Origin of the sequence: Nonomuraea harbinensis, from assembly GCF_019396385.1 — a bacterium.
Taxonomy (GTDB): domain Bacteria; phylum Actinomycetota; class Actinomycetes; order Streptosporangiales; family Streptosporangiaceae; genus Nonomuraea; species Nonomuraea ferruginea.
This window is the reverse complement of the sequence record NZ_JAHKRN010000019.1, coordinates 1-18358: the sequence shown is the minus strand read 5'-3', so window position 1 is coordinate 18358 and position 18358 is coordinate 1. Positions and strand designations below refer to the sequence as shown.

Below are 18358 nucleotides of genomic sequence, written 5' to 3'. Positions count from 1 at the left end.
TCTCGATCGTCATGCGCGATCCCTTCATAGATCGTGTTGGCCGATGTGATCGTAAGAAGAATCATCGGCACCAGGGAGGCCCAATGACGTTCTGTGCGGCAATTGATGCCCTAAGTCGCGGAAACCTAGAATTCTCAATAACTTCGCGCAGTGGTCGCGGATGGTGTTGTTCTGGCGTTTGTGATATCGGGGTTGCCTCGGCCCACCGCCTTTACAAAGTAGATCACGACAAGGCCGCCGCCCCGGGGCGCGACACGTCACCACTGCTTGGTGTATCAATGTAATGATTGACCAGAACGCCAAGCTCCCCACCAGGAGCCCGTAGGAGCCCCCGTGAAGTTCACCGTCGAGTACCCGATCAGCGCGCCCGGCTACGACCCCGCCCTCGTCCGCCCCGGCGGGATGCGCCGCGTCGTGCGGGCGGCGGAGGAGGCGGGTTTCGCCGCCGTCGGGTTCACCGAGCACCCGGCGCCGTCGAAGAAGTGGCTCGACGCAGGCGGGCACGAGGCCCTCGACCCGATCGCCGCGCTGAGCTACTGCGCCGCCGTGTCGGAGCGGATCCGGCTGATGACCCATCTGCTCGTGCTCCCGTACCACAACCCGTTCCTGCTGGCCAAGAGCCTGACCACGGTCGACCTGCTGTCCGAGGGGCGGCTGACCGTGGTCGCCGGGGCCGGTTACCTGCGCTCGGAGTTCCTGGCGATGGGCGTGGACATGGCCGGGCGCAACGCCCGCTTCGACGAGTCGATCGAGGTGCTGCGGGGCGTGTGGGGGAAGGTGCCGTTCGACCACAGCGGGCCGCTGTTCGAAGGCCGTGACGTGGCCGCCCTGCCGGCTCCGCTCACGCCGGGCGGGCCGCCCATCTGGATCGGCGGCAACAGCGCGCTGGCCCGCCGCCGGGCCGCTCGCAACCAGGGCTGGAGCCCGTTCATGACGGACGGGGAGCTCGCCCGTACCGCCCGCACCGCGGCGATCACCACGGTGGAGCAGCTCGCCCGGCACGTCGAGGAGGTGTGTGAGCTGGCCGGCAGGGCCGTCGAGGTGCAGGTGCGCACGCCGGCGCACCGCTACATGATCGACGGCGGTTCCGCCGAGGAGCACCGCGACCACCTGGGCCGCCTGGCGGAGGCGGGCGTCACCTCGTTCGTGGTGCGGCCGCCTGGCGCGAGCGTGGCGGCCGCGGTCGAGGCGCTGCACGGCTACGCCGAGACGTTCCGGCGGGGCTAGGGTCCGTCAGCCGAGCATCTTCGGCGCGGGTGGCGGGTCGGTCCCGGTGTCGTCGTGGCGGATCACGCTGATCATCCCGTTGGGTTCCAGGTAGGCGCGGCTGACCTGGCCGAGATCCCGGATGCCGTGCAGGCGCAGCTGGCTGAACACCTCCTCCCTGGTCATGAACTCGCGGCGCATCACCCTCGGGTTCAGCCGGCCGTCCTTGATCAGCGGCTGGGGGCGGGCCTTCAGCACCGCCGCGGCCCGCGGCCACCGATAGGCGACGGCGTCGAGGACGACGCTCCACACCAGGATGGTGACCACCAGCACGAACCCGTCGGCGATCGAGTGGGAGTCTCCCGCCAAGCCGCCCGCGGCGGCCTGGGCGACCAGGACGACCAGCAGCACGTCGGTGATGCCGAGCCCGCCCGACTCGCGCTGCCCGGTGACCCGGATCAGCACCAGCAGCATCAGGAAGGTGACCGTCCCGCGCACGACGAGCTCCGCCGGAGGAGTGGTGGGCAGGAAGACCGCTTCCCAGTCAGGCATGCCCGGTAATTACCCAGGGCGACCAGGTGGACACGCACGACCACTGCCCGTGAGGACGGTCCAGCCGTGCGCGGGCACGAGAAGGGGATCGGCGCCGTCGGGGTGCGAGCTCTCGGCGACCGCGAGGCCCGAGATGTCCAGGGGGAACCGGTACGGCTCCGGTCCGGTGTTCAGCAGGGTGAGCAGCCTGCCTTCACCCGTGCTCTCCAGGGCCACGGCCGTGTTGGTCAGATGGGGCACGGCCGTGCGGGCCCGGGTCAGCCACGGGTGGCGGCGTCGCAGCCCGATGAGCCGCTGGTGCAGCCGGTAGACCGGCCACCCCGCCGGATCGAGCTCCGCGGGACCGGCGGGGAAGGCGGGCCTGACGGCGTCGTCGCCGCCCGGCCGGTCCTCCTTCAGCCCGCGGAAGCCCTGCTCGTCGCCGTAGTAGACGCTCGGGACCCCGCCCACGGTGAAGAGCACGGCGAGCGCGTGGCCCAGGTGGCGCTCGTCGGCCAGGCGGGTGGCCGGCCTGGTCACGTCGTGGTTGCCGACGAACGTGAGCGGCTCGAACGACTCCAGCAGGGCGTCGTGCCGGTCCACCGCCCAGGCCAGCTCGTAGAAGTTGCCGTCGTTCAGCGAGCTCCAGATCGCCTTCCACAGCTCGTACTGGGTGACCGAGTCCAGCCCGCTCTCCGCCACGTAGCCCGCGTAGTCGCCGTGGATCACCTCGCCGGCGAACCAGGCGGCGGGGTGGCGCGGGCGCACCCGGGCGAGCGCCTCGCGCCAGAACGCGGCGGGCATCGCGTACGCGGCGTCCAGCCGCCATCCGGACGCGCCGCGGCTCAGCCAGTGGTCCATGACGCGGACCACGTGGTCGAGGACCTCGGGGTGGTCGTGGTTGAGGGTGACGAGCCCGGAGTGGCCCTCGAACGTGGCGTGACCGCCGCCTTCGGGCACGAACCAGTGCGCGAAGCGCGGGTCGCCGAACTTCGGATGGCCCCGGCCCACGTGGTTGAACACCCCGTCCAGGACGATCAGCAGGCCGCGCTCGCGGGCCGCGCGCACCAGCCGGTCGAAGTCCGCCTCGTCGCCGAGCCTCGGGTCCACGCGGAAATGGTCCAGCGTGTCGTACCCGTGCGTCTCGGACGCGAAGATCGGCCCGAGCTGCAGGACCGAGCAGCCCAGCTCGGCGGCGTAGTCGAGCCACCCCTCCAGCCGCCGCAGGCGATGGCGCACCGGCGTGCCGGGCGGCGGAGCCGCGGGCTCCGCGCCGGTGAATCCGAGCGGGTACACGTGCCACCAGACACCGTCTCTCACCATGACGGAACGGTCCTTCCCGCGTCGCCGCCCGCTACTCAGCCGTCGAGCAGCCGCCACGCGGTGAGGGCGAGCCGGGCCCGGGTCAGCCCGGCGGGGTCGCCGAGCTCGATGCCCAGAGTCCTGCCGAGCGCTTCGAGGCGGCGCGCGACGCTGCTGTGGTGCAGGTGGAGAAGGTCGGCGGCCTGGCGCAGGGAGCCGGTGGCGCAGTAGGCGTCGAGCGTCTCCAGGTCCTCGGGACTGCCGGCCAGGAGGGTGATCGCGGCCACGTCAGGGTTGCCGCGCAGGGAGTCCGCGGGGATCTCGGCCAGGAGCGCCAGCGCGCCCAGGTCGTCGTGGTGGACGACCGGCCGGCGCGGCGTGGCGAAGCGCAGGGCGGTGCGGGCGTGCGCCCAGGACCGGTCGGGGCTTTCGGCCGTGCCGACGCCCGCCCGCACGCCCGCCGGGAAGCGGGCCAGGTCGACGGTGGTGGCCAGGATGACGCCCACGTCGGCGAGGGGCGCCGCCTTGACCGGGCGGGCCGGGCAGATCAGGCCGCCGACCTGGTCGAGCGGGAGCCGCGACCGCACGGCGACGGCGCGGACGGGCAGGTCGGCGGCGAAGCCCAGCAGTCGCAGCGCCCGCGCCCTGGCCGCGTCGTCGCTGTCGGAGCTGATCACCAGCTCGACGAGCGCGGGATCGGCCATGGTGGTGCGGGCCGGGCCGTACTTCTCGACGACCGTCGCGGCGGCGATGGCCAGCCGGTCCAGCACCACCTCGTCCAGGGACTTCGGCGGGCCGGGGCGCTCCAGCCAGACCGTGCCGATCTCCTCGTCGTCGAGGGTGATCGGCGCCGAGCTGGACGCCGGGGCGACCGGGCCGCGCGCCGGCATGCCGTCGTCCGCGACGCGGATGACCCGTCCCGTGCCGTGGAGCCGGATGCCCGCCACGCACCCGGCCAGGCCGGCCGAGGCCCGGGCCAGCGCGGGCAGGTCCACCCGGCGGCGCATCAGCGTGTCGTAGAACATGACGACCCGGAGCGCGCCTTCGACCTGCGTGTCCAGCTGCGACAGCCGTTCGGCCAGTGCCTCCATGATTCCCAGGGTATGCGCCGATCGGCGCGCGGGCGGGCGTCGTGCCCGACATCTGGCGGCTCCGCCCGCTGACCGGAGACGATCCGGCGGACAGTACGATCAGCTGGTGACCGAGATAACCGAGACCTCGCCCGGCTGGCTCGCTCCCGAGGAGCTCGAGTCGGTGCGCGGCCGCATGCCGATCCTGTACGTCGACGCGGTGCCGGTGCGGGTGGACGACACGGGCGCCGTGACCCGCGTCGGGCTGCTGCTCCGCATCGCCGCCGACGGGACCGTCAGCAGGGCCCTGGTCTCCGGGCGGGTGCTCTACCACGAGCGCGTCCGCGACGCCCTCCTGCGTCACCTGGAGAAGGACCTCGGCCCGGTCGCGCTGCCCAGCCTGCCCGTGTCGCCGGTGCCGTTCACGGTCGCCGAATACTTCCCGACGCCCGGCGTGACGCCCTACCACGACCCGCGCCAGCACGCCGTCTCGCTGGCCTACATCGTGCCGGTCCGCGGCGACTGCCGCCCCCGGCAGGACGCGCTCGACCTCGTGTGGTTCACGCCGGAGGAGGCGGCCTCGCCGATGGTGCAGCAGGAGATGACGGGCGGCCAGGGTGTGCTGCTCAAGCAGGCGCTCGCGCACGTGGGCCGGCTGACCTGAGTCACTGGTGCCCAGAACGGCCTGACTTCCGCGGCCGGTTGCGCTCGCGAACCAGTGATGTGCGCGCCTCCCCCGCCACGTAGGCGGCACCCGTGTCGCCGGGCAGCACCGGTGACGCCGACGCGGTGCACCCGCCGCAGGTCGTGCGGGCTCGTCGCTCTCCAGCACCTCCCGTACACCCACTCCCCTCCCCCAGCGCGCGGCTTCGGACGGCTCGGCCGTACGAGCCCCCGGCTTGACCTGGAGTGCGCTCCACTCCGTAACGTCGCGGACATGACCACAGCGCAACAGAGCATCGGATCCGGCTTCGGCGCCCGCAGCACCGCGCGCGAGGTGCTGCGCGGCATCGACCTCACCGGGAAGCTGGCGATCGTCACGGGCGGCTACTCGGGGCTCGGCCTGGAGACCACGCGGGCGCTCGCGGAGGCGGGCGCCCGGGTCGTGGTGCCCGCCAGGCGGCCCGAGCACGCCGCGGAGGCGGTCGCCGGGATCGCCGGGATCGCCGGGGTCGAGGTGGACGCGCTCGACCTGGCCGACCTCGGCAGCGTACGCGACTTCGCCGAGCGCTTCCTCGGCTCCGGCCGGGACGTGCACATCATGATCAACAGCGCGGCGGTGATGGCCGCCCCCGAGACGCGGGTCGGTCCCGGCTGGGAGCTGCAGTTCGCCACCAACCACCTGGGCCACTACGCGCTGGTCAACCGGCTCTGGCCGGCGATCCGGCGCGGCGGCGGACGGGTGGTGTCCGTGTCGTCGAACGCCCACCGTATGACCGGCATCCGCTGGGACGACGTCCATCTCACCACCGGTTATGAGAAGTGGCTGGCGTACGGCCAGGCCAAGACCGCCAACGTGCTGTTCGCCGTCCACCTGGACAGGCTCGCGGCTCCGTACGGGGTGCGCGCCTTCGCCCTGCACCCGGGCGGCATCCTCACCCCGCTCCAGCGGCACCTGCCCAAGGCGGAGATGGTGGCGGCGGGCTGGATCGACGAGGACGGCAACCAGGTCGCCGACAGCTTCAAGACGCCGGAGCAGGGGGCGTCCACCCAGGTGTGGGCGGCCACCTCGCCTCGGCTCGACGGCCTGGGCGGCCTCTACCTGGAGGACTGCGACGTCGCCCCCCAGGCGGACGGGACCGCCCCGGGCCCGGGCGTCCGCCCCCACGCGACGGACCCCGACGAGGCCGCCCGCCTGTGGCACCTCTCAGCGGAACTCACCGGCGTGAACGCTTTCTCTCACGGAGAGAAGATCGCGAACGAGTGACTCCCGTCCGGACACTCACCCGCGCCCGCCTCAGGCTCCCGTCCCGGACCCCCGCAAGATCTGGCCAGCCCGCCCTTGGCACCCGCCGCAGGCTATGACCGGCCAGATCCCGGTCGGCACTCGCCGCACGCCCGCCTATTGCTCCGACCAGCCAATTCCGTCCCGGAAGGTTCGTACTGGGTTATGTGAGGGGGTGGTGCGGCGGTAGGCGCCCGGGGCGAGACCGTACTCGCGCTTGAACGCGTGCGCGAGGGCGTGCTCGGAGCCGTAGCCGACCTGGACGGCGATGGCCGCGAGCGGCTCGTCCGTGTCACGGAGCACGCGAGCCGCAGTGGTGAGGCGCCACCAGGTGAGGTAGGCCAGCGGCGGCCGCCCCACCAGCGTGACGAACCTCCTGGCGAACGCAGCCCTGGACAGCCCGCCCTGCCTGCCCAGCGCCTCGACGGTCCACGGCCTGGCCGGTTCGGCGTGGACGGCGCGCAGGGCCGCATCCACGGCGGGATCACGCAGGGCCCCCGCCCAGCCGCCGGACTGCTCGGCCAGCCAGGCCCGCAGGATGTAGAGCAGCAACAGGTCGAGCAGCGCAGGCAGAGCGGCATCACCACCGGGCGCGCCACCCCCGAGGGCAGGCACCCGGCCATCCTCCTGGCCGGACAGCACGGGCAGGCCGTCACCGTCGACGCCCCGCGCCTGGCTGGACAGCAGAGGCAGGGCGTCGCCCTCGGTGGTCGGCGCCCGGTCGAGTTCCTGGGCGAGCAGTTCGACGACCGCTTGCAGCGACGGATCGCGGCCCACCTTCGCGGGCAGGTGGACGATCCCGGGCAGTTCGGTGAGCAGGGGGTGCACCCGGTCCTGGTCCATCGGGTAGCCGCCGCACAGCAGGACGACGGTCCCGCCGGGCGGCGCGGCGGGAGCGGAGGCCAGCCCGTGTGCGGCGGCCGTGGGCAGGAACACCACGTCGCCCACCCCGAGCGGCACCGGGTCCGCCTCGCGGGGCAGCAGCAGGCACGAGCCCTGCAGCACGACGTGGAACCCGGCGCAGCCCTCCCCCGCTGGGAAGTCCTCGGCGAAGGGCGCCTTCCCAACGAGGCGGCTGGAGTGCGGGCGGCCCACCCGCGCGGCCGTGACCGCGTCCGACAGCACATCCATGCCGGGAGCATAACGGGAGACTCTCCCGCAAAAGCGGAGCATCCTGGAGCATCAGCCGTCTTTCCGGCGAATCCCACAGGTTCCAGCGAGCGACCGCCCACGACGTAGACATGAACAGCTCCATGCGGCCGGTGTCGCAAGCGCCCGCCCCCGAGCAAGTCCCGAACACACTCGTCCTAACCTGGAGAACACGGGAGCCGTCAGGGAAGGAACTCGCCTGATACACGTACTTTTCCCTGTTTTCCCAGATCAGAGGGACCGATCCTGATCTCGCGATCGTTCACTGGAGAAAGCGAGACCTGCGATGACCACCGACCTGAGCCTGGACACCGACCGCACCGACCGGCTGGTGGACCGGTTGTTCGAGGGCACCGTCGGCGCCCTGGAGCTCTACTCGGTCTATCTGGGCACCGAACTGGGCCTGTACCGGGTGCTGCACGAGCAGGGCCCGCTCACGCCGGTCGAGCTCGCCCACGGCGCCGGCATCGCGCCCCGGTACGCCCGCGAATGGCTGGAGCAGCAGGCCGTGGCCGGGCTGCTCGACGTGGAGGAGCCGCCCGGCGGCGAGCGCCGTTTCGCCCTGCCGCCCGAGCACGCCCGCGTGCTGGTGCACGCCGACGACCCGGCGTACGTCGCCCCGTTCGGGCATCTGCTGGCCGGCATCGGCGGCGTGCTGGACCTGGTCGCGCACGCGTACCGCACCGGCACGGGCGTCCCCTACTCCTCCTACGGGCGCGCGTTCCGGCACGGGCAGGGCCACATCAACCGGCCCGCGTTCACCCACGACCTGACCGGCGAGTGGCTTCAGGCCATGCCCGACGTGGTCGAGCGGCTGCACGCGGCGCCCCGCCCGCGCATCGCCGACGTCGGCTGCGGCCAGGGCTGGTCCACGCTCGCGCTGGCCCGCGCGTTCCCGAACGCCCGGGTGGACGGCGTGGACCTGGACGACGCCTCCGTCGCCGACGCGCGGGCCAACGCCGCTGAGGCCGGGCTCGACGGCCGGATCAGAGTGCTGCATGCCGACGTGGCCCGGCTGCCCGAGACCGGTCCGTACGACCTGGTCGTCATCCTGGAGGCGCTGCACGACATGGCGCAGCCGGTGGAGGCGCTGCGCGCGACGCGCGACGCGCTCGCCCGCGGCGGCGCGGTCCTGGTCGGCGACGAGCGGGTAGCGGACACGTTCACCGCGCCGGGCGACCAGGTGGAGCGCCTGATGTACGGGTGGAGCGTCACGCACTGCCTGCCCACCCAGCTCGTGGACCGGCCGACGGCCGCGACCGGCACGGTGATCCGCGCGGGCGCGGTGCGGGAGCACGCGGCCGCCGCCGGCTTCGGCCGCTGCACCGTGCTGCCGGTGGAGCACGACTTCTTCCGCTTCTACCGGCTGGACGCCTGACCGTCGCGTCAGGAACTCGGCCTCCACCTCGTCCGCCCGCGCCCGGGCGAGCAGGGTGCCGGAACCCGGTGGGTCAACCGGTTATCGGCCGCTCCAGTGGGCGGGACGGTCGAGGGCGGGCGGCAGCCTGGTGGCGGTGTCGCCCTGGGCGGAGCCGATCTGGGACCGGGTGAGGAAGAGGCTGCCGGTGAGGTCGGCGCCGCTGAGGTCGGCGGCGCGCAGGTCGGCCCCGATCAGGTCGGCCTGCCGCAGGTCGGCGCCCTTGAGCTGGGCGCCGATGAGGTAGGCGCCGCGCAGGTCGGCGCCACGCAGGTCGGCGCCCTTGAGGTTGGCGCCCATGAGGTCGGCGCCCCTGCGCTTCTTGCCGCGCAGCCCGGCCCGGGCCAGCTCGCTGGCGCGCAGCAGCAGCGGGTTGACCCGCTCGCGGCAGGCGGCCACGTCGGCGGCGAGGATCTCCTCCGGGGTGGCGCGGGTGAGCCGCCCGGTCTCGTCCAGGAGCGCGCGCAGATCGGCGTGCAGGGGGCGGGCGGCGGGGAGCGCGAGCGCCTCGGTGAGGTACCACAGCAGCTCGTGGAGCTGCCGCACCACGGGGAAGACGGCGAACATCTCTCGGGCGGACCCGGGCCGGCGCCGCCAGTCGCGACCCGCGTACACGACCTGGGTGACCTTCTGGCCGGCGCCGAAGCAGTCGTAGGCCACGCAGCCGGGGAAGCCCTCGCGGCGCAGGTCGCGGTGGATGCCGCAGCGGAAGTCGTCGCGGAGGTTGCGGCACGGCTCGCCGGCCGCCTTGTCGACGGCGAAGTCGGCGGAGCGGGAGAAGGGCAGCGCCACGCAGCACAGCCCGGAGCAGCTCGCGCAGTCGGCTTTCAGATCGTGCACGCGCGTCGTCGCCCCCGGGTCAGTCGTCCAGATAGCGCAGGATCGCCAGCACCCTCCGGCTGTAGGCGGGGGTGGCCGGCAGCTCCAGCTTGTCGAAGATGGCTTGGATGTGTTTCTCGACCGTGCTCAATGATACGTGCAGGCCTTCGGCGATCGCCCCGTTGGCGTAGCCCTGTGCCAGGCGGTGCAGGACCTCGCGCTCGCGGCCGGTGAGCCGGCGCAGCGGGTCGGCGCGGCTGGTGCGGGCCAGGAGCTGGCGGACCACCTCGGGGTCGATGACGGTGCCGCCGGCGTGCACCCGTTCAAGCGAGCCGAGGAACTCGGCCACCTCCGACACCCGGTCCTTGAGCAGGTAGCCCAGCCGGTCGCCGGACCCGGCGAGCAGCTGGGCGGCGTAGGTCTTGTCGACGTACTGCGACAGCACCAGCACGCCCACCTCGGGCCAGCTCTCGCGGATGCGCAGCGCGGCGCGCAGGCCGTCGTCGGTGTGGGTCGGCGGCATGCGCACGTCGACCACGGCCACGTCGGGCCGGTCGGCGGCGACGGCCTCGACCAGGGCGGGCGCGTCGCCGACCGCGGCCACGACCTCGTGGCCGGCGTCCTGGAGCAGGCGGGCCAGCCCTTCGCGCAGCAGCACGGCGTCGTCAGCCAGGATCAGCCGCACGCCCCCTCCTTGGGCAGAACCGCGGTCACCCGGGTGCCGCCGCCCGCGGGGCTCGCCACCTCGAACGCGCCGTCGAGGGCGAGCACCCGGCGGGCCAGCCCGGACAGGCCGCCGCCGGAGGGGTCGGCCCCGCCCTGGCCGTCGTCGGAGATGTCCACGCGCACCGCCTTCCCGTCCTCGCCGAGCACGACCAGGATGTCACGGGCGCGGGCGTGCTTGACCGCGTTGGTGATCGCCTCCCGGGCGACGAAGTAGAGCGCGGTCTCCACCTGCGGCGCCGGCCGGTCGCCGAGCCCGTAGTGCACGGTCACGGGTACGGGCGAGCGCTCGGCCACACCGGCCAGCGCGGCGCGCAGTCCGAGCTCGTCGAGCGCGGTCGGGTAGACGCGCCAGGCGACGCTGCGCAGCTCGTCGAGCAGCCGGCGGGACTCGGCGTAGGCCTGGTCGACCAGGGCCGGGGCGTCGGCGGGGCTGTGACGGGCGCGGCCGAGCAGCATGGCCAGGGCGACGCCGCGCTGCTGCACGCCGTCGTGCAGGTCGCGCTCGATGCGGCGCCGCTCGTCGTCGACGGCGCGGACGATGCCGGACCGGGTCGTGGTCAGCTCGGCGATGCGCCGCCTCATCTGTTCCTGGACCCCGGGGCCGAGGAAGCGGGCGGCCAGGCGGCGCTCGGCGGCCACCGTCGCCCAGCAGCAGAGCGCGGTCAGGGCCAGCAGGACGGCGGCGCAGACCAGGCCGATGATCAGGCTGTCGGTGGTGAGGTTGATGCCGGGGAAGCGCAGCACCACCGGGGTGGCCGACCCGGTCACCACGGCCCATCCGGCGCCGGCCAGGAACAGCGCGCCGACGAAGCCGAGCGCCAGTGTCAGGTAGCCGCCGGCCAGGCCGGTGACCGCGCGGGCCGCGAGGTAGCCGGTGCCCGCCGCGCCGGCCTCGGCGTCGTACCCGAGCAGGGCCCGCAGCCGGGCGCGTTCCAGCGCCACCAGCCGCGGCGCCCAGCGGGCGCGGGCGGGCCAGGCCAGCGCGAGGAGCAGCAGCCCGGCTCCCCCGGTGACCGCCCCGGCCAGCACCCCGGCGAGCCTGCGCAGCATGACGTCCACGGCTGCGCAGTCTAGGCGTCGCGCCGGCGCAGCACCGCGTAGCCCGCGGCCACGGCCAGCGCCGTCCAGGCGGCGAGCCAGGCCAGGCCCTCGCCCGGCGGGTAAGGGAGCGGCCCGCCGGTGAGGTTGTCGGTGCTTCCCAGGAACGCCATCCCGGCGAACGTCGGCAGCCGCAGCGACACCTCCACCGCGGCGGGGACGCCCGTCATCACCAGCAGCAGCGGCAGCCCGAGCGTCGCCATGAACAGCGCCGCCAGCGACCCCGCCGAGCCGCGCAGCGCCGCGCTCACCCCCACCGCCAGCACCCCGACCAGCGCGTGGAAGACACCGAGCCGCAGCAGGTCGGCCGCGGTCGCGGCGGGCGCGAGCGCGGGCGCCGAGCGGAACACCGGCGCGAGCAGCACCAGGTAGGTGGCCAGCGCGGCGGCCGCCCCGGTCAGCACTCCGGCGGCGAACAGCACCGGCGCCACCACGAGCGCCTTGGCCGCGAGCATCCGCCCGCGCACCGGCACGGCCTGCAAGGTGGGCCTGATGGTGCCGGAGGCGTACTCGGTGGTGACGGCCAGCACGGCCAGCGCGATGGCCGCGTACTGGGAGAACAGGATCACCGACACGACGGGTTCGGTCGCCTGGACGTGCTCGCTCTCCATCGCCGCCGCGCCGCCCAGCGTGATCGCGCCGAGCACGCTGACCACGACGCCCGAGGCCAGGCAGAGCCAGGTGGAGCGGATCGACCGGAGTTTGACCCATTCGGCCGCCATCGCGTCCCTCATCGGGTCACCCCGTACTCGACGCTGCCGGCCGTGAGCTCCTGGAAGGCCTGTTCCAGCGAGGGCTCGCGAGGGCTCAGCCCGTGCAGCCGCACGCCCGCCTCGTGGGCGAGGTCGCCGACCCGTTCCACGGTCGCGCCGGTCACGACCAGCTCGTTCTCGCCGCGCCTGACGGCCGTCAGGCCTGCGGCGGTCAGGCGGTCCGCCAGGTCGCCCGCGTGCGGGCTGCGGACCACCACCTCGGTGGCCGCCAGCAGCCGCGACAGCGGCGCGTCCGCGAGCAGCCGCCCCTTGCCGATCACCACGAGGTGGTCGGCGGTGAGCTGCATCTCGCTCATCAGGTGGCTGGAGACGAACACGGTGCGGCCCTCGGCGGCGAGCGACCGCATCAGCTCGCGTACCCAGCGCACCCCGTCCGGGTCCAGCCCGTTGACGGGCTCGTCGAACATCAGCACCTCGGGGTCGCCGAGCAGCGCCGCCGCGATCCCCAGGCGCTGGCTCATGCCCAGCGAGTACGTGCCGGCCCGCTTGCCGGCCACCGTGGCCAGCCCGACCCGCTCGAGCACCCGCGTGACGCGCGCGGCGGGGATGCCGTTGGCGCGGGCGAGGGCCAGCAGGTGGGCCCTGCCGCTGCGTCCGGGGTGCGCGGCGCGGGCGTCGAGCAGCGCGCCGACCGTGCGCAGCGGCCTGTCCAGCCGGTGGTACGGGGTGCCGCCGACGAGCGCGGTGCCGGAGGAGGGCCGGTCGAGTCCGAGGATCATGCGCATGGTGGTGGACTTGCCCGCGCCGTTCGGGCCGAGGAAGCCGGTGACGGCGCCGGGCTTCACCTGGAGGGTGAGGCCGTCGACGGCGGTGCGCTCGCCGTACCGCTTGGTGAGCCGGTCAAGGGTGATCATGTGTTCTCACGCTAGGCGGGCGCGGGTGCCGCGACCATGGGGCCGCCCGCCGACTCGTATGGCGGATTCCCGTATTGCACAGATCAGTCCAAAACGCTACCGTACGGAACATGGCACGACCGAGGACGTTCGAGGAGGAGCAGGCCGTCGAGGCGGCCATGCGCGCGTTCTGGGAGTCCGGCTACGAGGCGACCTCGACACAGGACCTGTGCGCGGCCACCGGGCTGGGCCGCAGCAGCGTCTACAACGCCTTCGAGAGCAAGCGCGAGCTTTTCCTGAAGGCGCTGCGGCGCTACATGGAGCGCAAGGACGCCGAGCTGGCGGAGCTGCTGGACAGCGAACTGCCGATCAGGGAGAAGGTGCGCACCCTGCTGTGGTACGCGGTCGACAGCCCCGAGGGCGAGCCGCCGGGCTGCATGGTGGTCAACACCCTGGTGGAGCTGGGGCCGCGCGACCCCGAGCTGGCCGAGCCGGCCAGGCGCCACCAGGAGGAGCGGGTGGCCAGGCTGCGTGACGCGTTCGCGGCGGCGCGCGCCGAGGGCGAGCTGGGCCCCGACCGGGATCCCTGCGCGCTCGCGCACTTCCTCATGGCCACGGTCGGCGGCATGCGGGTGGCCGCTCGCGGCGGCGGCGACCGGGCGGCGCTGGAGGCGATCGCCACGACCGCGCTGCGGGCCTTCTGAAGCTTTTCCCACCCTTGTTTTGTACTGATCTATCTAAAATTGGAGTGATCACTGTGCCGCTGGCCGTCTACGTCCTGGGCGTGGCCATCTTCGCCCAGGGGACGTCGGAGCTGATGCTCGCAGGGCTGCTGCCGGAGATGGCCGCCGACCTGGGCGTGTCCGTGCCGGAGGCGGGCCTGCTGATCTCCGGGTTCGCGCTGGGGATGCTGGTGGGCGCCCCGGTGCTGGCCGTGCTGACCCTGCGCTGGCCGCGCCGCGACGCGCTGCTGGCGTTCATGGCGGTGTTCGCCGTCACCCACGTGGTGGGGGCGATGACCTCCTCCTATGGGGTGCTGCTCGCGACCCGCGTGGCGGGGGCTTTCGTGTACGCCGGATTCTGGGCGGTGGCGGCCGTGACCGCGATCGGCCTGGTGCCGGTCAGCGCCCGGGGACGGGCGATGAGCGTGGTGGCGGGCGGGCTCACCGTGGCGACCCTGGTCGGCCTGCCGGCGGGCACCCTCGTGGGGCAGAGCCTGGGCTGGCGTGCCGTCTTCTGGGCCGTGGCCGCGCTGTCGGCGCTCGCCGCGGCCGGCGTGCTCGCCACCGTCCCGGCCGCCCGCCCGGAGCCGCCGGCGGGCGGGGAACTGCCGCTGCGCGCCCAGGTGCGCGCGCTCGCCCGGCCGCAGGTGTGGCTCGCCTGCGCCACCACCGCCGTCTCCACCGCCGCCCTGCTGGTCGTCTTCGCCTACCTGGCCGCGCTGCTCGTCGATACCACGGGCCTGGCGCCGGCCTGGGTCGCGGGCGTCCTCGCCCTGTACGGGCTGGGCTCGCTGATCGGGATCACACTCGGCGGCCGGGTGGCCGACTCCCGGCCGTTCGCCCTGCTGTTCACCGGACTCTCCGGAGTGACGCTGGTGTCGGCCGGGATCGCGCTGGGCGCGGAGGCGGCGTGGGCGGTGGTGCCGCTGGCGTTCCTCCTGGGCGGGTTCGGCTTCGCCGTCAACCCGGCGCTCAACACCCGCGTGTTCGCGCTGGCCGCGGGCGCGCCGGCGCTGGCGGCGGCGGTGAACGTGGCGGCCTTCAACACCGGCATCACTGTGGGCCCCTGGCTGGGCGGGCTGGCGCTGGCGGCGGGGTTCGGGTACGGGTCGATCGGCTGGATCGGCGCGGCCCTCGGCCTCGGTGCCCTGGGCACGGTGGCGCTGGCGCGGGTGACGCGGGCGCCGGAGGTTCAGGCGGCGCCGGTCGAGCCGGTCGGCCGCGCCTGATAGACGCACACCGAGAACGGCCGGTGCGCCGTGCTCTCCACCCGCTCGCTCACCTGGGACAGCGGGCTCGCGTGCACGAACCGGTGCAGCCGCCTCGCCTCCGGCCACGGATGCACCAGCACCAGCACGCCGCCGGGACCGAGCAGCCCGGCCAGCTGCTCGCTGGCCCGCCTCAGCCGGTCGCGTCGGCCCAGGTAGTAGAGCGTCTCCGCGCAGAACACCAGGTCGTAGCGGTGCTCGGAGGTGAAGGTGAGGATGTCGGCGGCCAGCAGCCTGGTCCGGCCGGACGCCTTCTCCACCCGCTCGGCCGCTCTGGACAGCGCCCGCTCCGAGATGTCGAGCCCGGTGATGTCGGCGTCGGGGTAGGCCTCCGTCAGCAGCTTCGTGAAGACGCCCTCGCTGCACCCGACCTCCAGGATCCGCCCGTAGGGGCGGTCGGGGATCTGCGCGAGGGTGGCCGCGTACTTGGCTTGCTCGTACGCGTCCGTGCCCATGTGCCAGGGGTCGGGGTTGCGGTGCCACCAGTCGAAGTAGCGGCGCAGGAGGGCTCCCTGACCGCGGGAGCCCAGCAGGGAGAGCGTCCGGAAGAAGGTCCGGTGCATGAGATCCCCGACGTCCTTGACACCCGCCATGCGGCCCCCTTCGGGTCGGAACTCCGGCCGTTTCATCCTGCATGATGAGATCGCCGCGCGAGCGGCGGCGACGCGGCCCCTCTCGCCGGCTCCGGCGGGAGGGGCCGCCGCGTCCGCTGAGCCGCTGGTCGGAGACACGAAAATGTCAGTGCCGGTTGAGAGGATGAAGCTCATGACCGACACCGCGCCCCACACCGTCCTGGCCGACCGGGCCGCCTACGCCGAGGCCGTGCGGCGGGCCCTCGACGCCAACGCCGCCTATTACGGCACCGGCGAGTCGGAGCTCGACGACGACGACTACGACCGGTTGTTCCGCGGCATCCAGGCCTACGAGGCCGCCCACCCCGGCGAGGTGCTCCCCCACTCCCCCACCGGCAAGGTGGCCGGCGGCGCGGTGACCGGCGACGTGCCCCACACGGTGCCGATGCTCAGCCTCGACAACGTGTTCTCCGCCGAGCAGCTCGCCAAGTGGGTGGCCGGGCTGGAGCGGCGGCTGGGCCGCCCGGTGGCGGCCTTCAGCGTGGAGCCCAAGCTCGACGGCCTGGCCGTGTCGGCGCGCTACCACCGGGGCGGGCTCGTGCAGCTCGTCACCCGCGGCGACGGCGCGGCCGGTGAGGACGTCTCCCACAACATCGGCGCCGTCACCGGGCTGCCGCGGCGGCTGTCCAGGCCGGTCACCGTGGAGATCCGCGGCGAGGTGCTGATGACGGCCGAGCAGTTCGACGCCGCGTGCGCCAAGCGGCAGGCGCACGACGGCACGACCTTCGCCAACCCGCGCAGCGCCGCCGCCGGCACGCTGCGCGCCAAGGACCGGCCCTACGTGTGCGAGCTGACGTTCTTCGGCTACAGCGCGCTGCCGCTGCCGCCCGATGACGACTCCGAGCTGGCGGCGAGCCTGCGCGAGCTGCCGCACAGCGAGATCATGGAGCTGGTGGCCGAGCTGGGCGTGGCCACGACGGCGGCGACCCCGGTGGCAGGCATCGTGGCGACGACGGTGGAGCGCATCCAGGAGCGCATCGGCGAGGTGGCGGCCGCGCGGGCGACGCTGCCGTTCGGCATCGACGGCATCGTGATCAAGGCCGACAGCGCCGCCGACCAGGCGGCGGCCGGTTTCGGCACGCGCGCGCCGCGCTGGGCGACCGCCTACAAGCTGCCCGCCACCGAGAAGATCACCAAGCTGGTCGGGGTCGAGTGGGGCGTCGGCCGCACCGGCGTCATCGCGCCCCGGGGCGTGCTGGAGCCGGTCGAGCTCGACGGCAGCACCGTCACCTACGCCACCCTCCACAACCCCGCCGACATCGCCCGCCGCGGCCTCAGGCTGGGCGACCACGTCATGGTCCACAAGGCGGGCGACGTCATCCCCCGGATCGAGGCGCCGGTGGTCCACCTGCGCACGGGCGAGGAGACGGAGATCGTCTTCCCCGAGTCGTGCCCCAACTGCGCGGGCGAGATCGACCGGTCGCAGGAGCGCTGGCGGTGCGTGCGTGGCCGCGCCTGCCGCGCACTGGCGTCCATCCTCTACGCGGCGGGGCGCGACCAGCTCGACATCGAGACGCTCGCGGAGAACCGCATCGTCCAGCTGCTCGACGCGGGCCTGATCATCGACTTCGCCGACCTGTTCACGCTGACCCGCGACCAGATACTCGGGCTCGACCGGATGGGCGAGACCAGCGCCGACAAGCTGCTGGCCGCCCTCGACCAGGCCCGCGCCAGGCCGCTGAGCAGGGTGTTCTGCGCGCTGGGCGTGCGCGGCACGGGCCGGTCGATGTCTCGCCGCATCGCCCGCCACTTCCGCACGATGGACGCGATCCTCGCCGCCGACGCCGAGGCCGTGCAGCAGGTGGAGGGCATGGGGCCGGAGAAGGCCACGCTCCTGGTCGCCGAGCTGGCCGAGCTTGGCCCGCTGATCGCCAAGCTGGCCGCCGCGGGGGTCAACATGACCGAGCCGGGCCAGGCTCCGGACCCCGCCGGGCCGGCCCCGGCCGGCGACATTGCCGAGCTTCCCCTCACGGGCAAGACCGTGGTGGTCACGGGCGCCATGACGGGCGAGCTGGCGGCCCTGACGCGCAACCAGATGAACGAGCTGATCGAGCGGGCGGGCGGCAAGTCGTCGTCGAGCGTCTCGGCCAGGACCAGCCTGCTGGTGGCGGGCGAGAAGGCGGGCTCCAAGCGGGCCAAGGCGGAGTCCCTCGGCATCACCGTCATCACCCCCGACGACTTCGTCACGCTGGTCGCAGGCCACCTGACTCCGGCGACCTGACCGGATCCCGAAGACGACGTCCTGGGTCCGGTGCCGTCACTCACCGTGCATCGGCGGCGTGGCGTGCTTCAGGCCGCCGAGCGGGGATCTGCCCGGCCTGTAATGAGTTCTCATGGCTGGCGTGGCGTTTCCTCCGAAGCCAACTTGGCTACGTATAGTGACGGATCGATACCACTTCGTGATCAAGGGGAGATCATGAAAACTTCGCTCATCGCCGCGGGTGGCCTGCTGTTCGTTTCGGCTGCCTTCGCTACCGCCATGGCCGTTCCGGCCGCCGCCACTGTCTCGAACCCGCACTGCGGGTTCGACGCTGAGTACGACGGCGCCTGGCTCAGGACGGACGGCGACGACGTCAAGATCGGCACACGCGACGTCGAGGTGTGCAAGCGCTTCTGGGGCTTCCACCACGACCACGGCTACGGACCATTCGGCGAGGACTGATCCGGGCTCCTGATAACGACCGGCGCCGGCACGGATCTTCCGTGCCGGCGCCGGCGCACAGGTCCGTGATCTGGTCGTACAGGCCCGGCCCCGCCGCGCGGGGCAGGAGCACGAACGGCGAGCCCGCGAGCCGCGCCAGCGGGACGGACCGGAGGGACGCCAGCGGATGCGCGGACGGCAGGACGGCGACGAAGGGCTCGGTCAG

The 18358-nt window shown here is 73.5% G+C and carries 19 protein-coding genes; 8 read left to right on the top strand and 11 right to left on the bottom strand.

Annotated elements, in window-relative coordinates; all coding sequences use genetic code 11:
• The first annotated feature begins 333 nt into the window (after window positions 1–333).
• A complete protein-coding gene (locus KME79_RS20520; protein ID WP_219545800.1) occupies window positions 334–1227 on the top strand; it encodes a TIGR03619 family F420-dependent LLM class oxidoreductase in 894 nt (297 codons plus the stop codon).
• A gap of 6 nt (window positions 1228–1233) precedes the next feature.
• Here KME79_RS20520 and KME79_RS20515 read toward each other — a convergent pair whose 3' ends face one another.
• From KME79_RS20515 to KME79_RS20505, 3 genes are read right to left on the bottom strand one after another with little or no spacing between them, the layout of a single operon-like run.
• Window positions 1234–1758: a DUF421 domain-containing protein gene (locus KME79_RS20515; RefSeq protein WP_219545799.1), complete on the bottom strand. Its 525-nt coding sequence runs from the start codon at window positions 1756–1758 to the stop codon at window positions 1234–1236.
• 9 nt (window positions 1759–1767) lie between these two features.
• Window positions 1768–3060 (bottom strand): alpha-amylase family protein, encoded by a 1293-nt coding sequence (locus tag KME79_RS20510; RefSeq protein ID WP_219545798.1) that lies wholly within the window; start codon window positions 3058–3060, stop codon window positions 1768–1770.
• A gap of 35 nt (window positions 3061–3095) precedes the next feature.
• Window positions 3096–4130, bottom strand: a complete 1035-nt coding sequence (locus tag KME79_RS20505) for a helix-turn-helix domain-containing protein (RefSeq protein ID WP_219545797.1) — start codon at window positions 4128–4130, stop codon at window positions 3096–3098.
• A 106-nt stretch (window positions 4131–4236) separates the two neighbouring features.
• On the opposite strand from KME79_RS20505, the gene KME79_RS20500 reads away from it, so the two are divergent.
• Window positions 4237–4773 (top strand): NUDIX hydrolase family protein, encoded by a 537-nt coding sequence (locus KME79_RS20500; protein ID WP_219545796.1) that lies wholly within the window; start codon window positions 4237–4239, stop codon window positions 4771–4773.
• 273 nt (window positions 4774–5046) lie between these two features.
• On the top strand, window positions 5047–6036 hold the full coding sequence (locus KME79_RS20495) for an SDR family NAD(P)-dependent oxidoreductase (protein ID WP_219545795.1): 990 nt from the start codon (window positions 5047–5049) through the stop codon (window positions 6034–6036).
• A 135-nt stretch (window positions 6037–6171) separates the two neighbouring features.
• Here the strand turns inward: KME79_RS20495 and KME79_RS20490 are convergent, their stop codons facing one another.
• Window positions 6172–7185, bottom strand: coding sequence for an AraC family transcriptional regulator (locus KME79_RS20490; protein ID WP_219545794.1), 1014 nt, complete (start codon window positions 7183–7185; stop codon window positions 6172–6174).
• Between the two features lie 304 nt (window positions 7186–7489).
• Between KME79_RS20490 and KME79_RS20485 the strand changes: the two genes are divergently transcribed.
• Entirely contained in the window at window positions 7490–8581 is a 1092-nt protein-coding gene (locus KME79_RS20485; RefSeq protein ID WP_219545793.1) for a class I SAM-dependent methyltransferase, read from the top strand.
• Window positions 8582–8662: 81 nt separating this feature from the next.
• On the opposite strand, the gene KME79_RS20480 is transcribed toward KME79_RS20485, so the two are convergent.
• The 5 genes from KME79_RS20480 to KME79_RS20460 are packed head-to-tail and all read right to left on the bottom strand — an operon-like array spanning window position 8663 to window position 12890.
• Window positions 8663–9460 carry a pentapeptide repeat-containing protein gene (locus KME79_RS20480; RefSeq protein ID WP_308248991.1) on the bottom strand — a complete coding sequence of 266 codons (798 nt, stop codon included), beginning with the start codon at window positions 9458–9460 and terminating at the stop codon, window positions 8663–8665.
• A 19-nt stretch (window positions 9461–9479) separates the two neighbouring features.
• Window positions 9480–10124 (bottom strand): response regulator, encoded by a 645-nt coding sequence (locus KME79_RS20475; RefSeq protein WP_219545792.1) that lies wholly within the window; start codon window positions 10122–10124, stop codon window positions 9480–9482.
• Window positions 10115–11215, bottom strand: a complete 1101-nt coding sequence (locus KME79_RS20470; protein ID WP_219545905.1) for a sensor histidine kinase — start codon at window positions 11213–11215, stop codon at window positions 10115–10117. Before KME79_RS20470 ends, KME79_RS20475 begins: the two co-directional genes overlap by 10 nt.
• Before the next feature lie 20 nt (window positions 11216–11235).
• Window positions 11236–11997 (bottom strand): ABC transporter permease, encoded by a 762-nt coding sequence (locus KME79_RS20465; RefSeq protein WP_219545791.1) that lies wholly within the window; start codon window positions 11995–11997, stop codon window positions 11236–11238.
• A complete protein-coding gene (locus KME79_RS20460) occupies window positions 11994–12890 on the bottom strand; it encodes an ABC transporter ATP-binding protein (protein WP_219545790.1) in 897 nt (298 codons plus the stop codon). Before KME79_RS20460 ends, KME79_RS20465 begins: the two co-directional genes overlap by 4 nt.
• A gap of 110 nt (window positions 12891–13000) precedes the next feature.
• Between KME79_RS20460 and KME79_RS20455 the strand changes: the two genes are divergently transcribed.
• On the top strand, window positions 13001–13573 hold the full coding sequence (locus KME79_RS20455) for a TetR/AcrR family transcriptional regulator (RefSeq protein ID WP_148031901.1): 573 nt from the start codon (window positions 13001–13003) through the stop codon (window positions 13571–13573).
• A gap of 44 nt (window positions 13574–13617) precedes the next feature.
• Window positions 13618–14820: a Cmx/CmrA family chloramphenicol efflux MFS transporter gene (locus KME79_RS20450; protein ID WP_308248990.1), complete on the top strand. Its 1203-nt coding sequence runs from the start codon at window positions 13618–13620 to the stop codon at window positions 14818–14820.
• On the opposite strand, the gene KME79_RS20445 is transcribed toward KME79_RS20450, so the two are convergent.
• Entirely contained in the window at window positions 14784–15452 is a 669-nt protein-coding gene (locus KME79_RS20445) for a class I SAM-dependent methyltransferase (protein WP_219545789.1), read from the bottom strand. The two genes, KME79_RS20450 and KME79_RS20445, sit on opposite strands and share 37 nt — an antisense overlap.
• 172 nt (window positions 15453–15624) lie before the next feature.
• On the opposite strand from KME79_RS20445, the gene ligA reads away from it, so the two are divergent.
• Together ligA and KME79_RS20435 are read left to right on the top strand one after the other, a co-directional pair.
• A complete protein-coding gene (gene ligA / locus KME79_RS20440; protein WP_219545788.1) occupies window positions 15625–17712 on the top strand; it encodes an NAD-dependent DNA ligase LigA in 2088 nt (695 codons plus the stop codon).
• Between the two features lie 195 nt (window positions 17713–17907).
• A complete protein-coding gene (locus KME79_RS20435; protein WP_219545912.1) occupies window positions 17908–18153 on the top strand; it encodes a hypothetical protein in 246 nt (81 codons plus the stop codon).
• Here the strand turns inward: KME79_RS20435 and KME79_RS20430 are convergent.
• The gene (locus KME79_RS20430; RefSeq protein WP_281429442.1) at window positions 18065–18358 is read right to left on the bottom strand and encodes a LysR substrate-binding domain-containing protein; all 294 of its coding nucleotides are present in this window, start codon (window positions 18356–18358) and stop codon (window positions 18065–18067) included. The genes KME79_RS20435 and KME79_RS20430 overlap by 89 nt on opposite strands.

What these genes read in the sequence shown, in the direction of transcription:
- KME79_RS20515 (WP_219545799.1), bottom strand. Translation starts at nt 1,758, where the DNA reads ATGCCTGACTGGGAAGCGGTCTTCCTGCCCACCACTCCTCCGGCGGAG.
- KME79_RS20510 (WP_219545798.1), bottom strand. Translation starts at nt 3,060, where the DNA reads ATGGTGAGAGACGGTGTCTGGTGGCACGTGTACCCGCTCGGATTCACC.
- KME79_RS20505 (WP_219545797.1), bottom strand. Translation starts at nt 4,130, where the DNA reads ATGGAGGCACTGGCCGAACGGCTGTCGCAGCTGGACACGCAGGTCGAA.
- KME79_RS20495 (WP_219545795.1), top strand. Translation starts at nt 5,047, where the DNA reads ATGACCACAGCGCAACAGAGCATCGGATCCGGCTTCGGCGCCCGCAGC.
- KME79_RS20490 (WP_219545794.1), bottom strand. Translation starts at nt 7,185, where the DNA reads ATGGATGTGCTGTCGGACGCGGTCACGGCCGCGCGGGTGGGCCGCCCG.
- KME79_RS20485 (WP_219545793.1), top strand. Translation starts at nt 7,490, where the DNA reads ATGACCACCGACCTGAGCCTGGACACCGACCGCACCGACCGGCTGGTG.
- KME79_RS20470 (WP_219545905.1), bottom strand. Translation starts at nt 11,215, where the DNA reads ATGCTGCGCAGGCTCGCCGGGGTGCTGGCCGGGGCGGTCACCGGGGGA.
- KME79_RS20465 (WP_219545791.1), bottom strand. Translation starts at nt 11,997, where the DNA reads ATGAGGGACGCGATGGCGGCCGAATGGGTCAAACTCCGGTCGATCCGC.
- KME79_RS20460 (WP_219545790.1), bottom strand. Translation starts at nt 12,890, where the DNA reads ATGATCACCCTTGACCGGCTCACCAAGCGGTACGGCGAGCGCACCGCC.
- KME79_RS20455 (WP_148031901.1), top strand. Translation starts at nt 13,001, where the DNA reads ATGGCACGACCGAGGACGTTCGAGGAGGAGCAGGCCGTCGAGGCGGCC.
- KME79_RS20445 (WP_219545789.1), bottom strand. Translation starts at nt 15,452, where the DNA reads ATGGCGGGTGTCAAGGACGTCGGGGATCTCATGCACCGGACCTTCTTC.
- ligA (WP_219545788.1), top strand. Translation starts at nt 15,625, where the DNA reads ATGACCGACACCGCGCCCCACACCGTCCTGGCCGACCGGGCCGCCTAC.
- KME79_RS20435 (WP_219545912.1), top strand. Translation starts at nt 17,908, where the DNA reads ATGAAAACTTCGCTCATCGCCGCGGGTGGCCTGCTGTTCGTTTCGGCT.